Source organism: Chryseobacterium indologenes, assembly GCA_016025055.1.
Classification (GTDB): Bacteria; Bacteroidota; Bacteroidia; order Flavobacteriales; family Weeksellaceae; genus Chryseobacterium; species Chryseobacterium indologenes.
Genome location: CP065590.1, coordinates 2,776,990 through 2,798,875 on the forward strand (window position 1 = coordinate 2,776,990; position 21,886 = coordinate 2,798,875).

General features: G+C 38.2%; 22 protein-coding genes and 1 pseudogene. 6 read left to right on the forward strand and 17 right to left on the reverse strand.

Annotated features, from left to right (window positions below; genetic code table 11):
- Positions 1-8: 8 nt before the first annotated feature.
- The 6 genes and pseudogenes from H3Z85_12760 to H3Z85_12785 form a co-directional block, all read right to left on the reverse strand.
- Positions 9-476, reverse strand: a complete 468-nt coding sequence (locus H3Z85_12760) for a hypothetical protein (GenBank protein QPQ50374.1) — start codon at positions 474-476, stop codon at positions 9-11.
- A 68-nt stretch (positions 477-544) separates the two neighbouring features.
- Positions 545-1,675 (reverse strand): 4-hydroxyphenylpyruvate dioxygenase, encoded by a 1,131-nt coding sequence (hppD, locus tag H3Z85_12765; protein QPQ50375.1) that lies wholly within the window; start codon positions 1,673-1,675, stop codon positions 545-547.
- Between the two features lie 238 nt (positions 1,676-1,913).
- Complete coding sequence (locus H3Z85_12770) at positions 1,914-2,705, reverse strand: hypothetical protein (protein QPQ50376.1); 792 nt, start codon at positions 2,703-2,705, stop codon at positions 1,914-1,916.
- 140 nt (positions 2,706-2,845) lie between these two features.
- Positions 2,846-4,119: pseudogene (locus tag H3Z85_12775) on the reverse strand (acetyl-CoA hydrolase/transferase family protein).
- A gap of 221 nt (positions 4,120-4,340) precedes the next feature.
- Positions 4,341-5,852 carry a succinate CoA transferase gene (locus tag H3Z85_12780; protein ID QPQ50377.1) on the reverse strand — a complete coding sequence of 504 codons (1,512 nt, stop codon included), beginning with the start codon at positions 5,850-5,852 and terminating at the stop codon, positions 4,341-4,343.
- A gap of 168 nt (positions 5,853-6,020) precedes the next feature.
- Entirely contained in the window at positions 6,021-7,172 is a 1,152-nt protein-coding gene (locus H3Z85_12785) for a homogentisate 1,2-dioxygenase (protein ID QPQ50378.1), read from the reverse strand.
- Between the two features lie 121 nt (positions 7,173-7,293).
- On the opposite strand from H3Z85_12785, the gene H3Z85_12790 reads away from it, so the two are divergent.
- Positions 7,294-9,363, forward strand: coding sequence for a TonB-dependent receptor (locus H3Z85_12790; protein ID QPQ50379.1), 2,070 nt, complete (start codon positions 7,294-7,296; stop codon positions 9,361-9,363).
- Positions 9,360-9,821: a thioredoxin family protein gene (locus tag H3Z85_12795; protein QPQ50380.1), complete on the forward strand. Its 462-nt coding sequence runs from the start codon at positions 9,360-9,362 to the stop codon at positions 9,819-9,821. The genes H3Z85_12790 and H3Z85_12795 overlap by 4 nt, the downstream gene beginning before the upstream one ends.
- A gap of 240 nt (positions 9,822-10,061) precedes the next feature.
- Here the strand turns inward: H3Z85_12795 and H3Z85_12800 are convergent, their stop codons facing one another.
- Together H3Z85_12800 and H3Z85_12805 are read right to left on the reverse strand one after the other, a co-directional pair.
- Positions 10,062-10,538 (reverse strand): cupin domain-containing protein, encoded by a 477-nt coding sequence (locus H3Z85_12800; protein QPQ50381.1) that lies wholly within the window; start codon positions 10,536-10,538, stop codon positions 10,062-10,064.
- A 3-nt stretch (positions 10,539-10,541) separates the two neighbouring features.
- Positions 10,542-11,531 carry an NADP-dependent oxidoreductase gene (locus H3Z85_12805; protein ID QPQ50382.1) on the reverse strand — a complete coding sequence of 330 codons (990 nt, stop codon included), beginning with the start codon at positions 11,529-11,531 and terminating at the stop codon, positions 10,542-10,544.
- Positions 11,532-11,621: 90 nt separating this feature from the next.
- Here H3Z85_12805 and H3Z85_12810 point away from each other — a divergent pair, with 90 nt between their 5' ends.
- Positions 11,622-11,999, forward strand: a complete 378-nt coding sequence (locus H3Z85_12810) for a helix-turn-helix transcriptional regulator (GenBank protein QPQ50383.1) — start codon at positions 11,622-11,624, stop codon at positions 11,997-11,999.
- Between the two features lie 228 nt (positions 12,000-12,227).
- On the opposite strand, the gene H3Z85_12815 is transcribed toward H3Z85_12810, so the two are convergent.
- The 4 genes from H3Z85_12815 to H3Z85_12830 form a co-directional block, all read right to left on the reverse strand.
- Positions 12,228-13,082 (reverse strand): glycine betaine ABC transporter substrate-binding protein, encoded by an 855-nt coding sequence (locus H3Z85_12815; GenBank protein ID QPQ50384.1) that lies wholly within the window; start codon positions 13,080-13,082, stop codon positions 12,228-12,230.
- A 1-nt stretch (position 13,083) separates the two neighbouring features.
- Entirely contained in the window at positions 13,084-13,911 is an 828-nt protein-coding gene (locus tag H3Z85_12820) for a proline/glycine betaine ABC transporter permease (protein ID QPQ50385.1), read from the reverse strand.
- 1 nt (position 13,912) lies between these two features.
- Positions 13,913-15,163 carry a glycine betaine/L-proline ABC transporter ATP-binding protein gene (locus H3Z85_12825; protein QPQ50386.1) on the reverse strand — a complete coding sequence of 417 codons (1,251 nt, stop codon included), beginning with the start codon at positions 15,161-15,163 and terminating at the stop codon, positions 13,913-13,915.
- A 546-nt stretch (positions 15,164-15,709) separates the two neighbouring features.
- Positions 15,710-16,075 carry a DUF1304 domain-containing protein gene (locus H3Z85_12830; protein ID QPQ53893.1) on the reverse strand — a complete coding sequence of 122 codons (366 nt, stop codon included), beginning with the start codon at positions 16,073-16,075 and terminating at the stop codon, positions 15,710-15,712.
- 64 nt (positions 16,076-16,139) lie between these two features.
- Here H3Z85_12830 and H3Z85_12835 point away from each other — a divergent pair, with 64 nt between their 5' ends.
- The 3 genes from H3Z85_12835 (at position 16,140) to H3Z85_12845 (ending at position 17,658) form a co-directional block, all read left to right on the forward strand.
- Positions 16,140-16,712 (forward strand): Crp/Fnr family transcriptional regulator, encoded by a 573-nt coding sequence (locus tag H3Z85_12835; protein QPQ50387.1) that lies wholly within the window; start codon positions 16,140-16,142, stop codon positions 16,710-16,712.
- Between the two features lie 63 nt (positions 16,713-16,775).
- Entirely contained in the window at positions 16,776-17,207 is a 432-nt protein-coding gene (locus H3Z85_12840) for a DoxX family protein (protein QPQ50388.1), read from the forward strand.
- A gap of 7 nt (positions 17,208-17,214) precedes the next feature.
- The gene (locus tag H3Z85_12845; GenBank protein QPQ50389.1) at positions 17,215-17,658 is read left to right on the forward strand and encodes a carboxymuconolactone decarboxylase family protein; all 444 of its coding nucleotides are present in this window, start codon (positions 17,215-17,217) and stop codon (positions 17,656-17,658) included.
- A gap of 172 nt (positions 17,659-17,830) precedes the next feature.
- Here H3Z85_12845 and H3Z85_12850 read toward each other — a convergent pair whose 3' ends face one another.
- The 5 genes from H3Z85_12850 to H3Z85_12870 form a co-directional block, all read right to left on the reverse strand.
- On the reverse strand, positions 17,831-18,319 hold the full coding sequence (locus H3Z85_12850) for a VOC family protein (protein ID QPQ50390.1): 489 nt from the start codon (positions 18,317-18,319) through the stop codon (positions 17,831-17,833).
- Between the two features lie 98 nt (positions 18,320-18,417).
- Positions 18,418-19,386, reverse strand: a complete 969-nt coding sequence (locus tag H3Z85_12855) for a cyclase family protein (GenBank protein ID QPQ50391.1) — start codon at positions 19,384-19,386, stop codon at positions 18,418-18,420.
- A gap of 267 nt (positions 19,387-19,653) precedes the next feature.
- Complete coding sequence (locus H3Z85_12860) at positions 19,654-20,637, reverse strand: aldo/keto reductase (protein QPQ50392.1); 984 nt, start codon at positions 20,635-20,637, stop codon at positions 19,654-19,656.
- A 171-nt stretch (positions 20,638-20,808) separates the two neighbouring features.
- Positions 20,809-21,096, reverse strand: a complete 288-nt coding sequence (locus H3Z85_12865) for an antibiotic biosynthesis monooxygenase (GenBank protein ID QPQ50393.1) — start codon at positions 21,094-21,096, stop codon at positions 20,809-20,811.
- Entirely contained in the window at positions 21,096-21,710 is a 615-nt protein-coding gene (locus tag H3Z85_12870) for an NAD(P)H-dependent oxidoreductase (GenBank protein QPQ50394.1), read from the reverse strand. Before H3Z85_12870 ends, H3Z85_12865 begins: the two co-directional genes overlap by 1 nt.
- Between the last annotated feature and the right edge of the window lie 176 nt (positions 21,711-21,886).

A 21,886-nucleotide genomic window follows, 5' to 3' on the forward strand; every position in this document is an offset into this window, starting at 1 on the left:
TTGAATGTTTATTTTGCCTTTTGGGGTTTGGAATAGGATTCTTCATCAATCCATCTGTCTCTGGTATTGACATCGATAAGGTACAGAATATTATCCTGCTGGGTGAGCAGTAAAGTCTTGGTGACAGGGAGAGGTACTTTTTTACCTTCAAGCATATCTGCCCGTAAAGAAACGATATTCTTTTTTCTGATAATATCTCCTGTAAAGACATTGGAACTACTTTCTCCGTTGGTTTTATCATCAAAAACTTCCACGTAGGTGGCATTGTTTCCTTTGATGATAATGAAGTCCCTTTCTGTATGGTCTGTTTCATCTTTGATGAAGACAAACTTTTTGTTGTCAATATTTACATTTTCAAGATGCTGGTTGATGCCTTTTCTTGCTTCAAGTCTGTCAAGAATTGCATTCAATGTTCCGTATTGTGCTTTTAAGCCTAAAGAGCCAAAGAATAGCATTCCGATTACAATTTTTTTCATAAGCTGTGTTTTATAAAAAGTTTTGTCAAGACTTTGCATCCTGACAAAACTTATTATTTTTCGTTAAATTAAAGATTACCTCTTCTTTCCTGTTCTCTTTCTAATGCTTCGAATAAAGCTTTGAAATTTCCGGCTCCAAAACTCTGTGCACCGTGTCTTTCAATGATTTCGAAGAATAGAGTAGGACGGTCTTCTACAGGCTTGGTAAAGATTTGTAAAAGATATCCTTCTTCATCATGATCAATAAGTATACCTAAATCCTGAAGTTTTTTAAGATCTTCATCAATATGACCTACTCTTTCAGGAACCATATCATAATAAGCTTCCGGCGGTGCAGAAAGGAATTCTACGCCACGTTTTTTCAATTCAGTCACCGTATGGATGATATCTTTTGTAGCGACAGCAATGTGCTGTACACCTTCACCTTCATAGAAATCAAGGTATTCTTCTACCTGAGATTTCTTTTTACCTTCTGCAGGCTCATTGATAGGGAATTTTGCATATCCGTTTCCGTTTGACATTACTTTAGACATCAATGCAGAATATTCTGTGTTGATCTGCTTGTCATCAAAAGAAAGGATATTGACAAATCCCATTACTTTTTCGTACCATTCTACGGTAGGAATCATTCTGTTCCAGTCTACATTTCCTACACAGTGGTCTACATACAATAAACCGGCTTCTTCAGGTTTGTAGTCGCTTTCCCATTTTTCATAACCCGGCATGAAAGCTCCCGTATAATTTTTTCTTTCAATAAACATGTGAACGGTTTCTCCGTAAGTATAAATCCCGGACATTCTTACTTCACCATGCTCGTCAGTCAGAGTGATTGGCTCTAAGTACGGTTTTCCACCTCTTTTGGTAGTTTCTTCAAAGGCTTTGTAAGCATCATCTACCCAAAGTGCCAAAACTTTCACTCCGTCTCCGTGTTTTTTTACGTGTTCATTGATAGGAGATTCAGACGTAAGTCCTGTTGTTAAAATCAGTCTGATTTTTCCTTGCTGAAGCACATAAGATGCACGGTCTCTTACTCCGGTCTCAGGACCGGCATAAGCTACAGACTGAAAACCAAAGGCGGTTTTATAATAATGGGCAGCCTGTTTTGCATTTCCTACATAAAACTCAATGTAATCTGTACCGTTGATCGGTAAAAAATTCTCTGCTTGAGCAATCTTTTCGGCGAATGTAAGTGTTGACATATTTTCTCTTTTACTTTTATTTTATTGGTATGCAAATTACAAAAAACTTGGATATAGCGAAAATATTCAGCCAGATTACTTAAATATATTTAACATAAAGTTAAAGAAGTGTTCACTTAAGTATATTTAAGTTTCTTACGTTTAAAATCAGCTGCCTACATTTGTAATACAAAAGACAAGTGAAAAAAATGTTTTCGAACATGAAAGCCGCAGAGATGATCTGCGGCTTTCTTATTTTTTAAACGGTTTCAATGATTCTGTTTAACCTTCCGGCGTCGGGATTGTAGTTGTCCCATATCTTCCATGTGTTGTCTATTTTCCGTATAAAATAGATCTGGGTACTGAGTTGATTTACAAAATGCTCTTCTCCGGTTTCCCCTACTTTGAATAGAAGATTCCAGAATTCCTGAGATTCCAGGATTTTTTTGTCAGGTTCGTCGGTTACTACATGAATGTCAAAAACTTCATAGTTGGACCGATTGTTTTTAGTAACCAGTTGGAAATCTTTATCACATAATTCTTTGCTGAACTGTGAAACTCTCTCCAAAAACGGAGAGTCATCAAATACGAGTTCTTTGAAAAGTTCCGTATTGTGGGCAGGAAACTGTTTACAGAATTCAAAAGCAGTGGCACAGTAGTCATACACCATTTGTGTCATAAATGAACGGTCGTCTGTATCTTTATTTTCCTGCTTTTTATGTCTTACAGAAAGAATATAGTCGTTCAGGTCTTTGTAGCCCAGAAATATGCAGATTTTGTCGAGGGTTTTCAAAAACCTCAGATCACTGTGGGTTTTGTCCTGATAGTCATTTTCAAAAAAGCGTTGTAAAGTAACATGTGAAATAGTGTTTCCTATTTCAAATTTTTTTCCTCCTTTTAATTCTTCAGCTTCAGACAGTTCTTCTTTGATGATTTCGGAAAGAATTATATAATGGCTTCTTTTCCATTCACTCACATTCCCCAAAACAGAATTGGTTACTTTGGAATGTTTTACAACTTCATCCCGTATCGAATTATATATAGTTTTCAATTTCCTTGTTTTACAGAGAGTTTTATCAAAAATACTGCCAAAATGTTAAAGCTTTTTTTGTGAATTATTTGTTTGAGTTGAAAATATGTTTTTTGAAAATTAAACAAAAAGCATTGAAAGGTTGTTTTACTGGCTGATTATCAGTGTTTAAATCTCTCAAACGCTGCTCTCTCCAACATTTCCCTGTCATCGGGATGCGCAATGCTGATCAGCTCCTGAGCTCTCTGGCGGAGGTTTTTACCATAGAGGTAGGCTGTTCCGTACTCGGTAACGACATAGTGGATATGCCCTCTGGTAGTTACCACTCCGGCTCCCTGTTTAAGATAAGGGACAATCCTCGAAATCCCTTTTTGGTCCTTGAAGTAATTGCGATAATAGGCTTTCCGCCTTCACTTAAAGCAGCACCCCTCATAAAGTCCATCTGTCCTCCGATTCCGCTGTATTGCAAAGTTCCGATAGAATCAGCACAAACTTGCCCCGTAAGGTCAATTTCAATAGCAGAATTGATGGCTACAAGCTTTTTATTTTTCATAATGTTGATAGGGAAGTTAACTTCACTCACATCTCTGAAGGCAAAAACGGTGTTATCATCTACATAATCATATAATTTTCGGGTTCCAAAACAGAAGCTTGTGATGGTCTTGTTATCATTGTAGCCCTTGTATTTATTGTTGATGACATCATCCTGAATCAGGTCGATGACTCCGTCACTTAGCATTTCAGTATGGATGCCCAGGTCTTTGTGATTGTGTAAACACTTTAATACTGCATCAGGAATGGTTCCGATTCCCATTTGCAGGGTAGATTTGTCTTCAATAAGCTCTGCGACATTTTTTCCTACGAGCATTTCTTCGGGGCCAACTTTTGAGCCGTAATCTACGGTGTGAAGCTCTTGTTCATGCCAGACCAGCTTGTGAATTCTGCTGATGTGAATCATACCATCTCCATGCGTTCTCGGCATTCTGGGATTAACAAGGGCAACAATGATTTTTGCTGTGTCAACGGCTGCTCTGGCGATGTCTACGGAGGTTCCTAAAGTACAGAAGCCATGTTTATCCGGAGGTGAAACGGTAACCAAAGCGACATCCAGCGGTAAAATATTTTTCCGGAACAGAATAGGAATTTCACTTAAAAATACAGGGACAAAGTCGCCCCTGTCTGAGTTGACGGCATCACGAACGGGTGTAGACACAAATAGTGAATTGATAAAGAATTTGTCTTTATATTCCGGTTTTGCAATTTCGATATTTCCCTGTTGGGTTATTGAGACCATTTCTACATTATCCAGCCTGTGAGACTGTCTTGCCAGCTCATCGATCAGGTAGTTGGGAGTACATGCACTGCCGTGAAAAAATACACGGTTTCCGCTTTTTATGGTATATATTGCTTCTTCTGCGCTTATGTAATTTTGCATACTTTATCTTTTAATACTATTTATGACTGCTAATGATCACATCTTCTTATCTCATAAAATATCTATCCTCTCTCTCAAAGATAGCTTTTATATTTTTACTTATTCTAATTATTTTGTGAATATTATGAAGACTTTTGTCATATTAAATGCAATTACTATAACAACAAAAATATAGGGTCAAATGCATTGCACTCAACCCTATGGTATAATTTTTTTAATTTTTAATTAGAAATTTCTACTTCTGTAGCTTGTTTCATACTTCCTGTCTGGGCAAATCTCAGATGCCAGCTGAATGATTCTTCCAGCAGGTGAGGAGTATGGCCACCCCTCTCACAAGCTCTGTCAAAATACGATTGCAATTCTTCTTTATAATCAGGGTGAACACAGTTGTCTATGATTTTCTGAGCTCTTTCTCTTGGCGCCAGCCCTCGCAGGTCAGCCAATCCGATATCGGTTACCAGAATATCAACATCATGTTCTGTATGGTCGGTATGAGAAACCATAGGAAGCACATGCGAAATATTATTGCCTTTTGAAGCAGCCTGAGTGACGAAAATACTTAAATAAGCATTTCTGGCAAAGTCTCCCGATCCGCCGATCCCATTCATGATTCTGGTTCCGCCGATATGGGTAGAGTTTACATTTCCGTAGATATCAAATTCAATAGCCGTGTTGATGGCAATCACCCCCAATCTTCTGATCAGGCCTGGTGTATTGGAAATATTCTGGGGTCTTAAGACAAACTTTTCTTTATATTTTGAAAGGTTTCCTAACACTCTTTCATAGCATTCCTTAGAGACGGTAATGGAAGATGCAGAGGCAAAACTTAATTTCCCTGAGTCTATCAAATCAAAAGTACTGTCCTGAAGGACTTCAGAAAACATTGTTAAATCATAGAAGTTACTGTCTTTAAACCCTGTAAGTACAGCATTGGCTACTTTCCCGATGCCTGCCTGAAGGGGAAGTAAGCGGTCGGTAAGACGTCCCAGCTGTACTTCGTTTTCAAAGAATCCGAGAAGATGTCTGGCAATGGCTGTGGTCTTTTCGTCCGGTTCCGCAATATCTGCCGGGCTGTCTTTAAGATTGGTGAAAACAATTGCCTCTATTTTATCAGGATCAACAGGAATACTTTTTCTTCCGATCTTGTTCCATGGGGCTACAATAGGAATAACGTTTCTGTAAGGATAATCTTCTGCCTGATAAATATCGTGGATTCCGTAGACTTCTTCAGGAACTTCGGTATTGATTTCAATGATGACTTTTTTGGCTAAGGCAGCAAAGGTGACTGAATTTCCCACGGAGGTGGTAGGAACAATGCTTCCGTCTCTTTCAATATAAGCCGCTTCGATAACCGCTACGTCGATGCTTTGTAAATTTTTGGTGTGGAGAAGTTCGGCACTTTCGCTCAAATGCTGGTCGATAAAGAGAATTTCACCATTATTGATCTTATTCCTTAAAATAGGATCTACCTGGAAAGGCATCCTTTTCCTGATGACATCAGCTTCCGCTAATTTTCCGTCAGTACCGTGCCCCAGCGAAGCGCCGGTCATTAATGTTACTTTAAGGTTTTCTGTTTTTCCTCTTTCTGCCAGGGCAGGTAAAATAGCTTTGCTGTCTCCTGCTTTAGTAAAGCCGCTGGACCCGATGGTCATCCCGTCTTTAATGATTTTAACAGCATTTTCAGCTGTTGTTACTTTTTGGTGTAGACTTTCTAATCTGATTCTTTCTAACATGTAATCTTGATTTTTATTAAACCACCATTACTTAGGATGCGTTATGAAAAATAATGATGGCCATATGTGAACCATACCTTACAAATTTACAAAAAAGACGCTTTAAATAAAGGATTTAAAGCGTCTTTTGTATGTATTCAGTAATACTTTTTGATCATTATAACAAGTTTATTCCAGCCATGAAGTTTTGTATGACGGATCTTCCACTTTTAAAGCTTCTTCCGTGATTTTTAACGGACGGAAAGGATCTACCATTACTGCATATTCTTCGGTGAACTTTTTCCCGATACTTCTTTCCATAGCGCCAGGGTGAGGCCCGTGTACGATTCCTCCCGGGTGAAGCGTGAAGTCCATCAGGTCGATATGATTTCGGCTCATAAAGTCTCCTTCCGTATAGAACAATACTTCATCAGAATCGATATTTGAGTGGTTGTAAGGTGCCGGAATCGCTTGTGGATGGTAATCATACATTCTTGCACAGAATGAACACACTACGAAATTATGCCCTTCAAAGTTCTGATGTACCGGAGGGGGCTGGTGAATTCTCCCTGTGATGGGTTCGAAGTTTTTGATATTAAATTTATAAGGATAAAAATATCCGTCCCAGCCAACTACATCAAACGGATGTGTTGCATAGATGAAATCTGTAATCTGGTTTTCTTTTTTTACTTTGATTAAAAATTCTCCTTTTTCATCAACAGGTTCTTTGAAAGCAGGAGCAATCATATCCCGCTCACAAAAAGGAGAATGTTCCAAAAGCTGCCCGAATTCATTTCTGTATCTCTTCGGAGTGTAAATAGGAGAGTGGCTCTCCAGGACAAAAAATACGGTATCATCAGATTTTAATTCTACCTGGTAAATGGTTCCTCTCGGGATAATCAGATAATCACCGGTTACAAAATCAAGATCTCCTACAAATGTTTTTAAAACTCCGGTTCCCTGATGAACATATAAAAGTTCGTCACATTCAGCATTTTTATAGAAATAATCCATCGATTTTCTTGGCTTTGCCAATCCCATTTTCAGGTCGTTGTTCATCAAAAGGATCTTACGGCTGTCCATAAAATCATCTTCAGGAGTGACATTCATTCCCTTAAACATTCTTGGAGTAATGTTTTTTTCTACCGCAATTTTGGGCGTTACATCCTTAGGCTCACCAATTGATTTGATCTGCGTGGGGCGGTGAATATGATATAACAGTGAAGAAATTCCATGAAAGCCTTCTGTTCCAAAAAGCTGCTCATAGTAAAATTTATCTTCCGGAGACTTAAAGATAGTGTGTCTTTTTGGTGGGATATTTCCCGCTAGATGATATCTCATTTTACTTTCATATGTAGTTTCTCAAATTTAATCATTTTTCATGAATTGATTATACCAATATTTTTTTAGGTGTTTTGTGTTTCGAAAATAATTGTTAGCTTTGTCTAACAATTATTATTTCATGAAACGAATATTATTCTCTGTTACTTTTTTATCCTCCTATTGTTTTGCTCAGCAGACCGACAGTTTAAGTTTATCTCCAAACAAAAACATAGATTCTGCAAGGGTTTCAAAAAAAGAGATGAAAACAAGTACGATCGATGATGTGGTGGTTACCGGAACCATAAAACCGGTCAGCAGGTCAAAAAGCCCTGTAGCAGTAGAAATCTACAGTCAGAAATTTTTCCAGAAAAATCCGACGCCAAGTATTTTTGAAGCCATTGCCATGGTGAACGGGGTAAAACCTCAGCTTAACTGTTCGGTTTGTAATACCGGAGATATTCATATCAACGGATTGGAAGGACCTTACACAATGATTCTGATTGACGGAATGCCGATAGTAAGTTCCCTTTCCACAGTCTATGGATTAAGTGGTATACCCAACAGCCTTGTGGACAGGATAGAGGTGGTAAAAGGACCGGCCTCTTCAATTTACGGTTCTGAAGCGATGGGAGGAGTGATCAATATAATTACCAAAAATGCATTAACAGCTCCCAAGTTAAGCGTTGACCTCATGACGAGCACCTGGGCTGAGAATAATCTGGATCTTTCCACTAAGTTTAATGTGGGAAAGAAGGCGGCGTCTTTATTAAGCTTGAATTATTTTAGTTTTCAGGAAAGAATAGATCAGAATAAGGATAATTTCACTGATACCACTTTACAAAGCAGAATTTCTGTTTTCAACAAATGGAATTTCCAGCGAAAAGATAACCGGCAGGCGAGTTTTGCGATGAGATACCTTTATGAAGACCGTTTTGGAGGTGAAATGCAGTGGAACAAATCTTTCAGAGGAAGTGATGAGGTCTACGGTGAAAGTATCTATACCAACCGTGCAGAGATTTTCGGATTGTATCAGTGGCCGATGAAAGAACATATTGTTACTCAGTTCTCTTATAATTATCATGACCAGAATTCTTTTTATGGGGCTAATCCATATAATGCTCTGCAGAAAGTAGCGTTTGTACAGACCTATTGGGACAGGAGTTTCGGAAAACACGATATTACAGCCGGATTGACTTTTAAAAGAACTTTTTACGATGACAACACACCGGGAACCCTGGCTTCTGATGGAATCACCAATGCACCGATGAAGTCTCCGATATGGGGTGCTTTTATCCAGGATCAGTGGGAAATTAACGACAAAAATACGTTATTGCTGGGCTATCGTTATGATTACGATAAAGTACATCATTCGGTACATTCTCCAAGATTTGCATGGAAATTTTCCCCGACCCCTTACCACACCTTACGTTTCAATTTTGGAACAGGTTTCAGAGTGGTAAATTTATTTACGGAAGACCATGCAGCGTTGACAGGTTCCCGGGAAGTTGTGGTAAAATCAGACCTTCAGCCTGAAAGATCCGTAAACGGGAATTTGAATTATATCTGGAAAATTCCTGTCGGAACCCGGATGCTGCATCTTGATGCTTCGGCATTTTATACTTATTTCAGTAATAAAATTGTCGGTGATTTTGATTCTGACCCGAATAAAATTATTTATGATAACCTCCACGGATACGGAATCTCCAGAGGGGCTTCCCTGAATGTTGATTTTACATTCCAGTTTCCGCTGAGTGTCAATTTGGGGGTAACCTATCTTGATGTGTACCAGAAATATGATAATGAAAATCAGAAAACACAGCAATTGCATGCTCCAAAATGGAGTGGAACTTATAATTTAACCTATAAATTTCCAGGTAATCTGACCATCGATTTTACAGGACAGTTTTACGGACCGATGAGGCTTCCTGTGCTGCCTGATGATTATCGTCCGGAATATTCACCGTTTTATTCTCTGGCTAATATTCAGGTTTCAAAAAGTTTCAAATCCGGATTTGAAGTGTATTGCGGGGTTAAAAACCTCTTCAATTTTACTCCAAAAGATCCTTTGATGAGACCATTTGACCCGTTCGATAAACACGTTAATGACCCCGTTAATAACCCGAACAATTATAATTTCGATACGGCATATGGCTATGCACCGATGCAACGTATCAGAGGATTTCTGGGAGTAAAATATACCCTGAAGTGAAAACTTTTATTTTATTTTTAATGTTTGTGCCCTGTCTTTGTCTGTCTCAGATGAAGACAGGCACTTTTTCTGAAATGGAGGTTTTGCAAAAAGAAGCTCCCAAGCCTGTGGTCATTCACCTTTACACAGACTGGTGTGCGGTTTGCAAAATAGAATCTTTCCGTCTGAATAAGGATAAGGACGTGGTGGATATAATGAATGAGCATTTTTATCTGATCAATTTTGAAGCTGAAAAAACCAGGGATAAAATTAATTTTCAAGGTCAGGAGTTTGAATATCTATCCAATGGAAGTTCCGGAATCCATGAACTGGCACTTGCACTGTCGAAAAATAAAAATCAGCCGGTCTATCCTTTGTGGGTATTCCTGGATAAGAATCAGAATTTAGTATATTATCAGGAAGGGCAGATGACACCTCAGCAAATGAAGCAGAAATTGAAAGAAATTTCTGCTCTATAATTTGGTATACTTTTATTGGAAAACGCAATGGAAGACGCAAGGATTTTATCTGCGATAAAATGGGATATATTTTTTAAAGCCACGAATGCACGGACAAAATCTATGTGTCTATGTGGTTTTAAAATTTTATATTACATATGATCGGTCTACACATGCTGAAAACCTTTGATTTTCTTGCTCCTTACAACATCTTGTTTATTTTCTTTATGATTTAAAGTTTGTGAGAATTATCCCAATCTTTTAATCACTAGTATCCGCATCTATCAAAACAGCCAGCTGAATACAAGGTTCATCGGAACGGTTGCTCCACGCATGACGTGTTCCTCTTTGAATGATAATGTCACCGGATTTCAGGAGGGTTTCGCCTTCTTCCATGATCAGATACAGTTCACCGGAAAGGATAATGATATAATCTACAGTTTGAGTTTGGTGCATCATCGGATGAGGTTCATTTTTTTTCCATTCTATGCCTAAATTTTTATCCGGCGGAACGACTACATATCGGAAATAAGTGCCGTTTTTTGGTGTTTTCGGAAATCCGGTATTGGGAATTCTGGTTTCAAAATCCAGGCTTGCCGGCATTTTTTGTGTATTCCAAACATCAGAAATGATGAGTCCCGGAAAATGTTCTACAGCGTTTTCTACCGTTTGATCTTCGACGATAACTGATTTTCCGTCTTTGATTCCTGTGACGATGCGTCTTGGTATGGTCTTCATAGGTTAATGTTTCATGATAAGTTTATGGCCCCCGGTCTGGTTGTTTTTAAGAATCGAATGTGCCTGAAGAACTGTTTCCAAAGAAAGGTTACCGATTATTCTGTATTGGGGAGGTGCAATGATTCCGGATTCAATCATATTTTTGATTGTAATAAGACTGTCTTGATAGTAGTCGTACTTTTTGATCATACTGTAGGTATAATTGGAAATATTCATCATCAGAGCCCCTTTATTAAAGAGCATCTCGTGAGCGGTTTTAGTAACGAGAGCAGTTACATCCACATAGGTACCGTTAATTTTCAGTACTTCTGCCGTGGCTTCAGACATGGAGTTTCCCACCAGATCGATTCCATATTCGAAAGGCTGGTCATTATTGGCTTTTAAAATATTCTGGAGAAGATTTTCTTCTTTGTAATTGATAATCTGATGATTTTTCAACCCTATATTGATAAGGCTCTGCCTGTTTTCTTCACTGCCGACGGTTGCGGTAATTTGACGGATATTATGGGCTAATAAAAGTTTTACCAGAAATGACCCGACCCCGCCCGCAGCACCTGTGATAAGGATGGTATTTTCCGGATTTAATTTCAGACGGTTAAAAATCTGCAGAGATGTAAGTCCTACCGAGGGAATAGAGGCTGCCTGTTCAAAAGAAATATTGACTGGTTTAAAAGCAACAATAGCTTCGGGAACACAGATATATTCTGCGTATGTACCATTGCTTCCCATAGATCCACTGCCACAGAAGACTTCGTCTCCGATATTGAATCGGGTAACACCCGCTCCTTTTTCTACAACAATTCCGGATAGTTCACGGCCCAATATGGGTGAACTGATGAGTTTTCTCTCCAGCTCATTTTCGAGCATCTGATAATCGATGGGATTAAAACCGCTTGCTTTGATCCGGATTAAAACTTCATGATCTTTTGGAAGAGGTTTTTCTGCGGTACCATTTTCCAGGGTTCCGTTTTTATTTAAAATAACTGCTTTCATATGATTAATTTGAATACAAATGTAAAACGGGAATAGTTTATATTTGCTACTAGTTAACCAATGGTAACTAGTTACCTTCATGAAACTATTATGGCAAAAATTATTGAAAACGGAGTTGAAAGAGAGGCAAGCTGTACCGAAGAACTGTTTGCGATGCGTGACAGCCTGGATGTCCTGGGAGGAAAGTGGAAACTGATGATACTGAGATATCTTACCAACAGACCGGATCAGATGATCCATTTTAAAAAACTGGAACGAAGTATCGAAGGGATTTCTGCTAAAATGCTGAGTAAAGAATTAAAAGAACTGGAAACCAATTTACTGATCACAAGAACGATTCAGGATACGAAACCCATCACGGTAACCTATGCAGTAACTGAATATGGGAAATCAGTATTTCCGGTGACAGAAACCCTGGTGAACTGGGGAATACTTCATCGTGAAAAAATCAAAGAATCGATGGGATAATTATAATTAGCGGAAAAGGCAAAGATGTCGGAATATTATATGCGAAAAGACATTTTACATGATCTATATGTCTATGTGGTTTAAAATTTTTTACCATATAGACACATAGGCTTTTGAATGGCTATAAATTATTGTTTCGGCAGATCAGTGGAATCACTGAAATAGAAAAAAATCCTCACACTCGGGTAGAGCTGAGGATTGTAAGAAATACCAAATTGTATCGTTGTTTTATTTTTTATCCAGCCAGCTATTGATCAGTTCAGTGTGATCTTCCACCCACTTTTGAGCGGTAGCTTCCTTATTCTTGCTGGTTTCCATTTTCATTAACAGGTCATTCATCGTTTCATCGTCAAAATGAAGCTTTGAAAAAAATGTGGCCAACTCAGGGTGGTCTTGGGCAAAGCTTTTTCTTGAATAGGTTTTTATCTCTTCAGCTTCTCCATATATCTTTTTAGGATCATCTAGAAACTTCAGTTTCATTTTACCAAACATCCAGTGTGGCTGCCATCCGGTGACCACAACCCATTCGTTGCGCTGTATGGCATTCTGTAATTCAGTGATCATGGCAATGGTGGAGGAGTTGATCTGCTTGTAATCCAGGTTATAATCGACAATGGCTTTATCGGTTCCGGTCGTCAGTCCTGCTCCTTTTTCAATTCCAATAATTCTATGGCTGAATTGATTCTGATACTGGTTGAGTTCTTCGATAGAATGGATAGGGACATATTCAGGAACCACCAATCCTATACGTCCATTATCATAATTCGTTCCCAGCTTCGTTAATCCGGGAAATTTTGCCAGTTTTTTAGCATGGGTATGGGGAAGCCAGACTCCCATGAAAAGGTCTGTATCTTCATTATTCATCGAAGCCATAATCATATCGGTAGAAGCTTTTTGGACGATAACATGATAACCCTGCTTGTCCAGAATGGCTTTGGCGACGTGGGTCATGGCAACATCTTCTGCCCAGCCATCTACCATTCCGATGGTGATATATTTAGAGTTTTTGATGTTTCCACATGAGTTTAATGCAGCGAATACTATCATTAACATGGGAAAGAACAGGTATTTTAATTTCTTCATTTTATTGCTTTTTCTTTACAAATCCCTGGGTAATACGATCTAGGATAATGGCCAGGATCACAACAGACAGTCCACTTTCAAATCCTAATCCGATATCCAGGTTATTAATTCCTTCCAGCACTTTTTCACCGAGACCGCCTGCGGCAATCATTCCGGCAATCACTACCATGGATAATGATAAAAGTATGGTTTGATTGATCCCTGTTAAAATAGTCTTCATTGCTAAAGGCAGTTCAACTTTAAAAAGAATCTGACGGCTGGTCGCCCCAAAAGCTCTGGCAGCTTCCACGATATCTTTAGGAACAGATTCAATTCCTAATGTTGTTAATCGTACAGCCGGTGGCATGGCAAAAATAATCGTCGCAAAAGCACCCGGAACTTTCCCGATACTGAAGAACAGCACGGCAGGAATCAGGTAGACAAATGCGGGCATTGTCTGCATCAAATCAAGTAAAGGACGGATGATTTTTGCTGCTATTGTATTTTTTGCTGCCAAAATTCCAAGAGGGATGGAAATGACCAGAGCGGTAAGGGTTGATACAAAAATAAGAGCCAGGGTTTCCATGGTTTCTTTCCATAATCCCATTAAAAAGATTAAACTTAATCCTGTTAAAGTGACAACGGCAACTGCTTTTCCGGCTTTCCATAAGGCCAGTAAAGTAACAAATAGGATAATGACATAGAAAGGTGTGTTGATCAGCACCCATTCAATCCCCATGATAGAGGCATTTCCTACATGTTTTATAATGTCAAATACAGGTTTTCCGTTTTCTGTGAGCCAATTGATTGCAGTTTCTACATATTGACCTATATCTATAGTTTTATTCATCTTATTGATTGTTTGCGATTTCTTTTAATTCAATGATCTCTTCTTCGTTAAACTTGGTTGCTTCTATGACCAGAGATAACTGAGTCACAAGACCTAGAAATTTGTTGTTTTCATCTATTACAGCAATGGCGGATTTACTTCCGGAAATCAACGGGAGCATTTCTTCTACGGTAACTTCAGGATATACTGACGGAACATTACTGTTGATAATTGATTCCACGGTCGGTTCTTTCTTTTTGGCAATGCGGACGACATCATTAAGGGTTACAAAGCCCAGGAATTTATTTTGAAAATCGACGACTGGTAAATTTTCCAGTCCGGTTGTTCTCATTTTTCTTAAAGCTCCTTCAGGACCGTCTTTTCTGAAACGTACCACTGTTGCTTTGTCGAACATCAACGATCTTGCAGTGATGATGGTCTTACGGTCTACTTTTTCCACAAAGGCCTTTACATAGTCACTGGCAGGATTGGTCAGAATATCTTCAGCTGTTCCTATCTGTTCTATGACTCCGTCTTTCATAATCACGATACGATCCCCAATTTTAATGGCTTCGTCAAGATCATGGGTAATGAAAACAATGGTTTTTTGCAGGGTATTTTGCAGTTCAAGCATTTGGTCCTGCATTTCAGATTTTATCAAAGGGTCCAGTGCCGAGAAAGCTTCATCCATAAGCAGAACTTCAGGATCGTTGGCCAAAGCTCTTGCTAATCCTACTCTTTGCTGCATTCCTCCTGAAAGTTGGGAAGGATACTGATTTTCAAAACCGTTTAATCCAACAATATCCAGTGCTTTTTGTGCTTTTTCATCGCGTGAGGCCTTGCTTTCTCCTCTGATTTCAAGTCCGAAGCCGGCATTATCTAAAATAGTGTGATGAGGCAATAATCCGAACTTCTGGAATACCATACTCATTTCCGTTCTTCTTACTTGCAGCAGTTCTTTATTATTTTTACCGGTGATATCATCGTCATTGATGTATACTTTTCCCGATGTAGGCTCATTAAGCCTGTTGAGACAGCGCAGCAGGGTAGATTTTCCGCTTCCTGACAATCCCATGATGACAAAGAATTCACCTTCATAGATTTCAAAACTTGCTTTGTTGATCCCAACGGTACAGCCTGTTTTTTCAAGAATTTCTTTTTTGGAAAAACCTTTGTCTAAAAGTTCCTGTGCTTTTTCTTTGTTTTTACCAAAAATAATCGTCAGATCTTCAACTTTAAGTTTTACTTTTCTACCGTTTTCATTTTTTTCCATATTCAGAATTTTTTTTAATTAATAATTGATTTACAGTGTTGTATATCAGTTAATTATTAAACGTTTAACTTTTGTCGTTGTTCTCAGAATGATGATGGTGTAAAATAATCTGTTGAGCTTATCATGATGAAAGCTTATTGCCAAAAAATAAATGCATAAAGTCCTGCCGGGCATTATGTTATTTTAAATATTTCAATAGATTATACTCTAGAAAAAGAGTGTCTCATGAAAAAGAAATTTAATCTCTTCCATGGATTTACAGTTAAATTACTGATGAAGTAATTAAAGATATGTGTACTGAACAACTAGGATTCCTACATTGCATCAAAATGCAGGCCAGCATAAAAAGCTTGTGTATCAATTTTTTATGACGGTGCAAATTTACGAATTTTATATTAAATGGACTTTTCAGGGTCTAAGCAACTGGTTGTAAGTACGATCATGGCATAAGATAATCATTGGGAATTTTCCCTGCTCATCAAAGATAAGAGAGGATTTGCAGGACAAATATTTTCAGTAAACCTTTTACAATGTATAGCAGTAAAATTATTGCAATAAAACAGCAATAATTGCCAAAATAGCAGGGAGAGCCTGGACAAAAATATATTTTTTAGTAGCAGACACCGCTCCATAGATTCCGGCAACGGCAACACATCCCAAAAAGAACAAGGCTACATTTGTTTGCCATTGAGGATCTTTAATCAGAAACGACCAGATCAATCCGGCGGCTAAAAAACCGTTATACAACCCCTGATTGGCAGCCAATCCTTTGGTAGGTCTGAACATTTCGGCAGGTAAAGCCGCTTTGAATACTTCTTTGCCCTTGGTTTCCCAGGCAAACATTTCCATCCAGAGAATGTAAAGGTGTTCGATTGCAACGACGGCGATCAGAATTTTAGCAACGACTTCCATGATTTTATATTTTGTCATTGTAAAACTAAAAAAATAAAGTTAAGTTTGGGTATCAATTCTACAGATGGATAATTTCAAGGCACATTTAAACAAGTTCATTGCGGTAACTGACGAAGAGTACAATTCAATTTTTTCATTCTTCGAAGTCGTAAAGGTGAATAAAAAACAAAACCTGATGCAGGAAGGTGAGGTTTGCAGGAATATGTATTTTGTGGTGGAAGGTTGCCTGAGAAAATATTTTATTAATGAAAAAGGAGTAGAACATACGACACAGTTTGCCATTGAAAACTGGTGGGTTACCGATACCTTCGCTTATGAGAGACAGTTGCAGACGGATTTTAATATTCAGTCTGTGGAAAAGTCTACCATTCTTGTTATTGATTTTAAAAGTCAGGAATCATTATTAAAGAAGCATCCTGTCATGGAAAAATATTTCAGAATCATATACCAAAGGGCTTATGCAGCTTCTGAAAGAAAACTCCGTTATCTGACGGAATATTCGAGAGAGGAACTGTATGTTCATTTCAGCACGCTGTATCCATGGTTTATTCAAAGAATTCCTCAATATCTTATCGCTTCTTTTCTGGGTTTCACACCGGAATATTTAAGTGAAATTAAAGCAAAATTACGTTCTTAAACCAGTTTAAGTTTTTTACGGATCAGAAGTCGGAGATTTGTCATGTGATTAAAAGCCAATACAATGACAGATACCAAAAATCAATTTCCACAGCTGTTTTTAAGACTTGCTCTCGGACTCACCATGCTTTCAGCAGTGGCCGATCGCTTCGGATGGTGGAGTAAAGAAAATTCTGCCTGGGGAAATATGAGCAGCTTTGAAGACTATACAAGACAACTGACTTTTTTTCTTCCTGCGTCTTTAAGCACTTTCTCAGCATACGCCGCTACATTTCTCGAAATACTACTTCCAGTGATGTTGATTCTTGGATTTAAAACCAAAATTGCCGCGTACGGAACCAGTATTTTACTATTGATTTTTGCCTTGTCAATGTCTGTTGCATTGGGCGTAAAGGCTCCGCTTAACTACTCTGTATGGGTAGGCAGTGCGGCATCACTCTTGCTGGCAGTTCAGCAACACTATTCTTTAAGTATAGATCAATTAACCAAAAAATAATATAATAATGAGTGCAAGACTAAATATTGCAGCAGTGGAATCCGCAGCTTATAAAGCAATGATGGGATTGGAAGGGTATTTACAGACAACTTCTTTAACCCATATTCAAAAAGAATTAATTAAAATCAGGGCCTCGCAGATTAATAAATGTGCCTTCTGCCTCGATATGCATACTAAGGATGCCATCAAGTACGGTGAAAACCCCCAAAGAATTTTTATTCTGAACGGATGGACTGAGGCCAAAGAGTTTTTTACAGAAGAAGAACAGGTACTTCTGGCAATGACTGAAGAAATTACTCTGATCAGTCATGCAGGTTTAACGGAAGACACATACCAAAAGGCTGCAGCTGTTTTTTCTGAAAAACAGATTGCCGAAATTATCATGGCCATCGTAACCATCAATGCATGGAACAGAATTGCCGTGAGTACCCATATGCCGATAGCAAAGTAAGAAAACATACGATAGATCATGCCGCTTGATAAAAAAAGAGTTTTTCAATAGTGAAAAACTCTTTTTTGGGCTGGTAAAACAGAAATTCCGTGGTATCAATTCTACAATAGATCTTAAGGGTCAATATTAAGTTTGTTTACGGAAATCAAACGTTTTGCCGGCTGTCATTATTTTACGGGTTTTTTCTTTTGAATGGACCTTGCGGAGCGATAATTTCAAGATTGGTTCCGTCCGGATCTCTGAAATAAGCAACTGCAGTTCCATATCCTGATTTTAGCCCGTCTGCTTCTTCAAATACGATAGGTTCTCCATCAGGTTCTACACCTATCTCCTTTAATCTTTGCATTGCTTCATCAATGCTGTCTACTTCGAAGCAAAGGTGCATCGCACTGATCTGATTGTTGGAATAAGATGCCTGTTCAGATTCCGGGATTACATATTCAAGAATATCAAGGTTAAGATTATCAAGGTGCAGATTGGCATATTTGATTTTGGTATCAGTGAGACCTTGTGTTTTTGCCATTCTTTCACCACCAATTTCGTCTACGTTGGAAACTTTGGTTCCGGTCAATGCTTCATAAAAAGCAATTGATTTTTCTAAATTTTTTACCGTGATTCCTACGTGGTTGGCACGTGTAAAACCTTTTGTTTTGTTTTCCATTGTTTTAAATTTTGTCTTTGATATATAAAAAATCGTATGGTCAATTCTCAGAGTTGGAATATTAAATTACACATAATTGCTGAGAACTGAGAAAGAAATTAATAAATAGCAACAGGATTAACATTCACCTGAGTGGAACCTACATACAGCGGTTGCCCCAATACAAAAAGGAATTCCCATATCTTTTGTTTAACCAGCGGGCGGCTGTCGATCAATTCTAAATTGTAAATTCCTTTTTTAGCCAACATATATTGGTTGATCGGAAATTCTTCTTTGCTTTTTGGATTGGGATATACCTCAGAAGCCCAGGTGTCCCCACCAAAAGCAACAATTCCTTGGTCAGCCAGCCATTTGGCAGCATCCATTCCGATTCCCGGTTCAGTTTCCAGGAATTGTTTATTGTCTTTACCTATCAATTCAAGCCATCCTGTATTGAAAAGGATAACATCTCCTTTTCTTAAAGTAAGCCCTTGTTTCTTTAAAACAGCTTTAATATCATCTACGGTAAATTCTGTTCCACCGGGTACAATTGCTTTTCCGTAATGGGCTACCATATCAAGAACTACACCTCTGGTCACAAAAGGAGGTACTTTTTCAACACCCAGTTTTTTTACGCCTTCTACCGTTACAAAGTCTGTCGCTTTATTTCCGTTATAATACACATTATCAATACCGATATGCCCGATCCCGTTAAGCTGAGTTCCTACACCGGTCCATCCATTCACCAACTCGTCATTGAAGGTAAATTTATTAGGACCAATACTTTTTCCGCCCTGTTCTCCGGGTTGAATATTGTACAGGTTAAAACTTCTGTGTCTGAAAGCGGGAAGATTTTTATCAATAGGAACGGCAAGAGCCAACGTTTTGCCCTGTTTTACCAATCCTAAAGCTTGTTTTACCACTTCAGGAGTTAATAAATTGGCTGCTCCGATTTCATCCCGGGCTCCGTAAGCTGACGGATACCATGATTTATCTTCAGGATTTACAAGCGTTTGAGCTTTTAATGTAATACTGTTGATGGTCAATAGGGTTATTAACCCGAATATTTTGATCAGGTTCTTTTTCATTTTTTATGATATATAGGGTAAATAAGAAGGGAAGCTGGAAGAGGGGGAGAGGGAAATGATTAAAGTCTGCCAACAACTCGAATTTTATAGATCAGATTGTTGTGATGCTTTAAAGTAACAGACTGTAGGTTAACAATACACGCTAGTGTTTTCTTCAACTTCATATTTTCCTCGTACAGTCTGATAATCATTGGATTCAACAGGCTGAAAGTCATCTTTAACCTGACAGTATTTCTATCCTCTTTCTTCCGGCTTCCAGCTTTTATATTAAATCTCGCTCAAAGCGGAATTGATGAAGTTCAATTCTTCCTGAGAAAGTTTGATGTCCATTGTTTTGGCATTGTCGATGGCTTGTTCTGCATTTCTTGCTCCCGCCAGTACAACGGTGATGGCTGGCTGTAATGTAGTCCATCTTAATACCAATTGAGAAAGGCTTGCCCCTTTTTCCTGAGCGATCGGTTCTATTTTTTCCAGGAAAGTTTTTACTTTATGTAAATCAAACTGAGAGAAATATCCGTTTCTGTGGTCGTTGTCTTTTAGTTTGTTGTTTTTAAAATATTTACCCGTTAGAAGACCTCTTTCCATGGGGCTATAGACAATGATTCCTGAATTGTTTTCTAAAGAATAAGGAACAAGGTCGTTTTCAATAGCTCGGTTCAGCATGCTGTAAGAAACCTGGTTGCTCGCTAATTTCAAAGTTCTGCTGGCCTCTTCCATTTGTGCCACATTATAATTACTTACTCCGGCTGCACGTACTTTTCCTTGCTGAATCAGTAATTCCATAGCTTCCATTGTTTCACTGATGGCAGTTGTGCTGTCCGGCCAGTGAAGTTGTAAAAGATCGATATAATCTGTTCCCAGTCTCTTTAAACTTTCTTCAACTTCTTTGATGATGTTTTCTTTAGACGCAAATTTGTAAACAGGAATGACTTTTCCTTCATCTTCAGCGTCGAAGAAAAACTCTCCTTTTCCGTTATTGCTGCCGTCCCAAACCAAACCGAATTTAGTCAGTAACTGGATTTTTGAACGGTCTTTACCTTTAATCGCTTCACCAATCATTTCTTCACTTAACCCGAAACCATAGAAAGGTGCCGTATCGATTGAAGTTACCCCATGATCTAATGATGCGTGGATAGAATTGATAGAATCTTTCTTTTCATTACCTCCCCACATATTTCCGCCGATCGCAAAAGCGCCGTGTGTGATGGTTGATAATTCCAAATCTGTGTTTCCTAATTTTCTATATTCCATTTTTGCTTGTTTTTAAAATTTGTTATTGTATGTTGCTTTGTAAAGCACATCGTTAAGTCTTCTATTGTGACAGGTTTTCAAGATGTATGTGTACTTTTATCTGTCAAATCGGTTATTGAAATAACTTAAGTGTTCAAAAAGCTTTTGTGGTTAAAAAACTATGATTTTCGTTTAAATAAGATGGGTGATGTAAATCTGAGGTACTTCCTGAAGTTTTTCATCAACCAAAGCTCCGAAAGCTTTAATATAAGGCTGCTCATTATGTTGTGCCAATCCTTCTTCACTTTTCCAGATTTCATAGAACACAAAGTGATTTTTATCCTCAATTCCCTGGTGAAGGTTGTACAGTTCACAAGCTTCTTCTTTTCTTGTCTCTTTTACCATATTCTGAAGAACTTCGAATACTTCTGAACGGTGTTCTTCTTTGGCTTTAATAACTGCGGTTAGGTGAATTTTCATTATACTAATTCTGGTTTTAATTCTTTTGCAAATACATTTCTCACATGGTCTCTGTAAAGCTTCATGTCACGCTCTACGTTGGCATTCTTTTCCACATCATGGAAGTGGAAACTATCCATTTTTTCTAACGATACGAAAGCGTTCATTCTGTGAAAACCAAATAGAGGTCCTTCGTCTACGCTTTTCTCGTTAAAGAATTCTCCAGGAAGCGTAAAAGCTGTTGCCGGAGCATTCCAGCTTGTCGTCAACATATATTTTCTACCGCCAAGCATTCCTCCTGTACCGTAGTTGATTTCAGGGTTTGCGGCATTTCTTCCGTCGCTCATATAAATACCTTTGGCGTGGCCTGCCGTGAAAACTTCATCAATATATTTTTTCAATCCGTTCGGAAGCTGGAACCACCAGATGGGCGTGTGGTAAATGATATAATCTGCCCAAACGAATTTTTGTACTTCTTCATGTTTGTCGTAATTTTCACTTACATTTGTAACCTTTACTTCTACATTATCAAATTCTTTAAGAACGGTTAACGTATTTTCTGCGATGGTCTGATTATATTGTCCTCCGGAATGTCCGAAGTTTTGTCCTCCGTTGATGATTAGTACTTTTTTCATTTTATTGATGATTGTTTAAATTTTACTCTGCAAAGTTACCATAGAGTATTGTATTATAAAAATAATATAAATTATAGTAAACTATTATAATATTTATATATTGAAATTGTAAGGAGAAAAATTGCTGATTATGAGTTTGATACTTCCTGTTTTAAGAGCAGTATTTCTAAAATTTG

Excerpts from the sequence above, each read along its gene's own strand:
- H3Z85_12760 (QPQ50374.1), bottom strand. The coding sequence starts at position 476 with ATGAAAAAAATTGTAATCGGAATGCTATTCTTTGGCTCTTTAGGCTTA.
- hppD (QPQ50375.1), bottom strand. The coding sequence starts at position 1,675 with ATGTCAACACTTACATTCGCCGAAAAGATTGCTCAAGCAGAGAATTTT.
- H3Z85_12780 (QPQ50377.1), bottom strand. The coding sequence starts at position 5,852 with ATGTTAGAAAGAATCAGATTAGAAAGTCTACACCAAAAAGTAACAACA.
- H3Z85_12785 (QPQ50378.1), bottom strand. The coding sequence starts at position 7,172 with ATGAGATATCATCTAGCGGGAAATATCCCACCAAAAAGACACACTATC.
- H3Z85_12790 (QPQ50379.1), top strand. The coding sequence starts at position 7,294 with ATGAAACGAATATTATTCTCTGTTACTTTTTTATCCTCCTATTGTTTT.
- H3Z85_12800 (QPQ50381.1), bottom strand. The coding sequence starts at position 10,538 with ATGAAGACCATACCAAGACGCATCGTCACAGGAATCAAAGACGGAAAA.
- H3Z85_12805 (QPQ50382.1), bottom strand. The coding sequence starts at position 11,531 with ATGAAAGCAGTTATTTTAAATAAAAACGGAACCCTGGAAAATGGTACC.
- H3Z85_12810 (QPQ50383.1), top strand. The coding sequence starts at position 11,622 with ATGGCAAAAATTATTGAAAACGGAGTTGAAAGAGAGGCAAGCTGTACC.
- H3Z85_12815 (QPQ50384.1), bottom strand. The coding sequence starts at position 13,082 with ATGAAGAAATTAAAATACCTGTTCTTTCCCATGTTAATGATAGTATTC.
- H3Z85_12820 (QPQ50385.1), bottom strand. The coding sequence starts at position 13,911 with ATGAATAAAACTATAGATATAGGTCAATATGTAGAAACTGCAATCAAT.
- H3Z85_12825 (QPQ50386.1), bottom strand. The coding sequence starts at position 15,163 with ATGGAAAAAAATGAAAACGGTAGAAAAGTAAAACTTAAAGTTGAAGAT.
- H3Z85_12830 (QPQ53893.1), bottom strand. The coding sequence starts at position 16,075 with ATGGAAGTCGTTGCTAAAATTCTGATCGCCGTCGTTGCAATCGAACAC.
- H3Z85_12835 (QPQ50387.1), top strand. The coding sequence starts at position 16,140 with ATGGATAATTTCAAGGCACATTTAAACAAGTTCATTGCGGTAACTGAC.
- H3Z85_12840 (QPQ50388.1), top strand. The coding sequence starts at position 16,776 with ATGACAGATACCAAAAATCAATTTCCACAGCTGTTTTTAAGACTTGCT.
- H3Z85_12845 (QPQ50389.1), top strand. The coding sequence starts at position 17,215 with ATGAGTGCAAGACTAAATATTGCAGCAGTGGAATCCGCAGCTTATAAA.
- H3Z85_12850 (QPQ50390.1), bottom strand. The coding sequence starts at position 18,319 with ATGGAAAACAAAACAAAAGGTTTTACACGTGCCAACCACGTAGGAATC.
- H3Z85_12855 (QPQ50391.1), bottom strand. The coding sequence starts at position 19,386 with ATGAAAAAGAACCTGATCAAAATATTCGGGTTAATAACCCTATTGACC.
- H3Z85_12860 (QPQ50392.1), bottom strand. The coding sequence starts at position 20,637 with ATGGAATATAGAAAATTAGGAAACACAGATTTGGAATTATCAACCATC.
- H3Z85_12865 (QPQ50393.1), bottom strand. The coding sequence starts at position 21,096 with ATGAAAATTCACCTAACCGCAGTTATTAAAGCCAAAGAAGAACACCGT.
- H3Z85_12870 (QPQ50394.1), bottom strand. The coding sequence starts at position 21,710 with ATGAAAAAAGTACTAATCATCAACGGAGGACAAAACTTCGGACATTCC.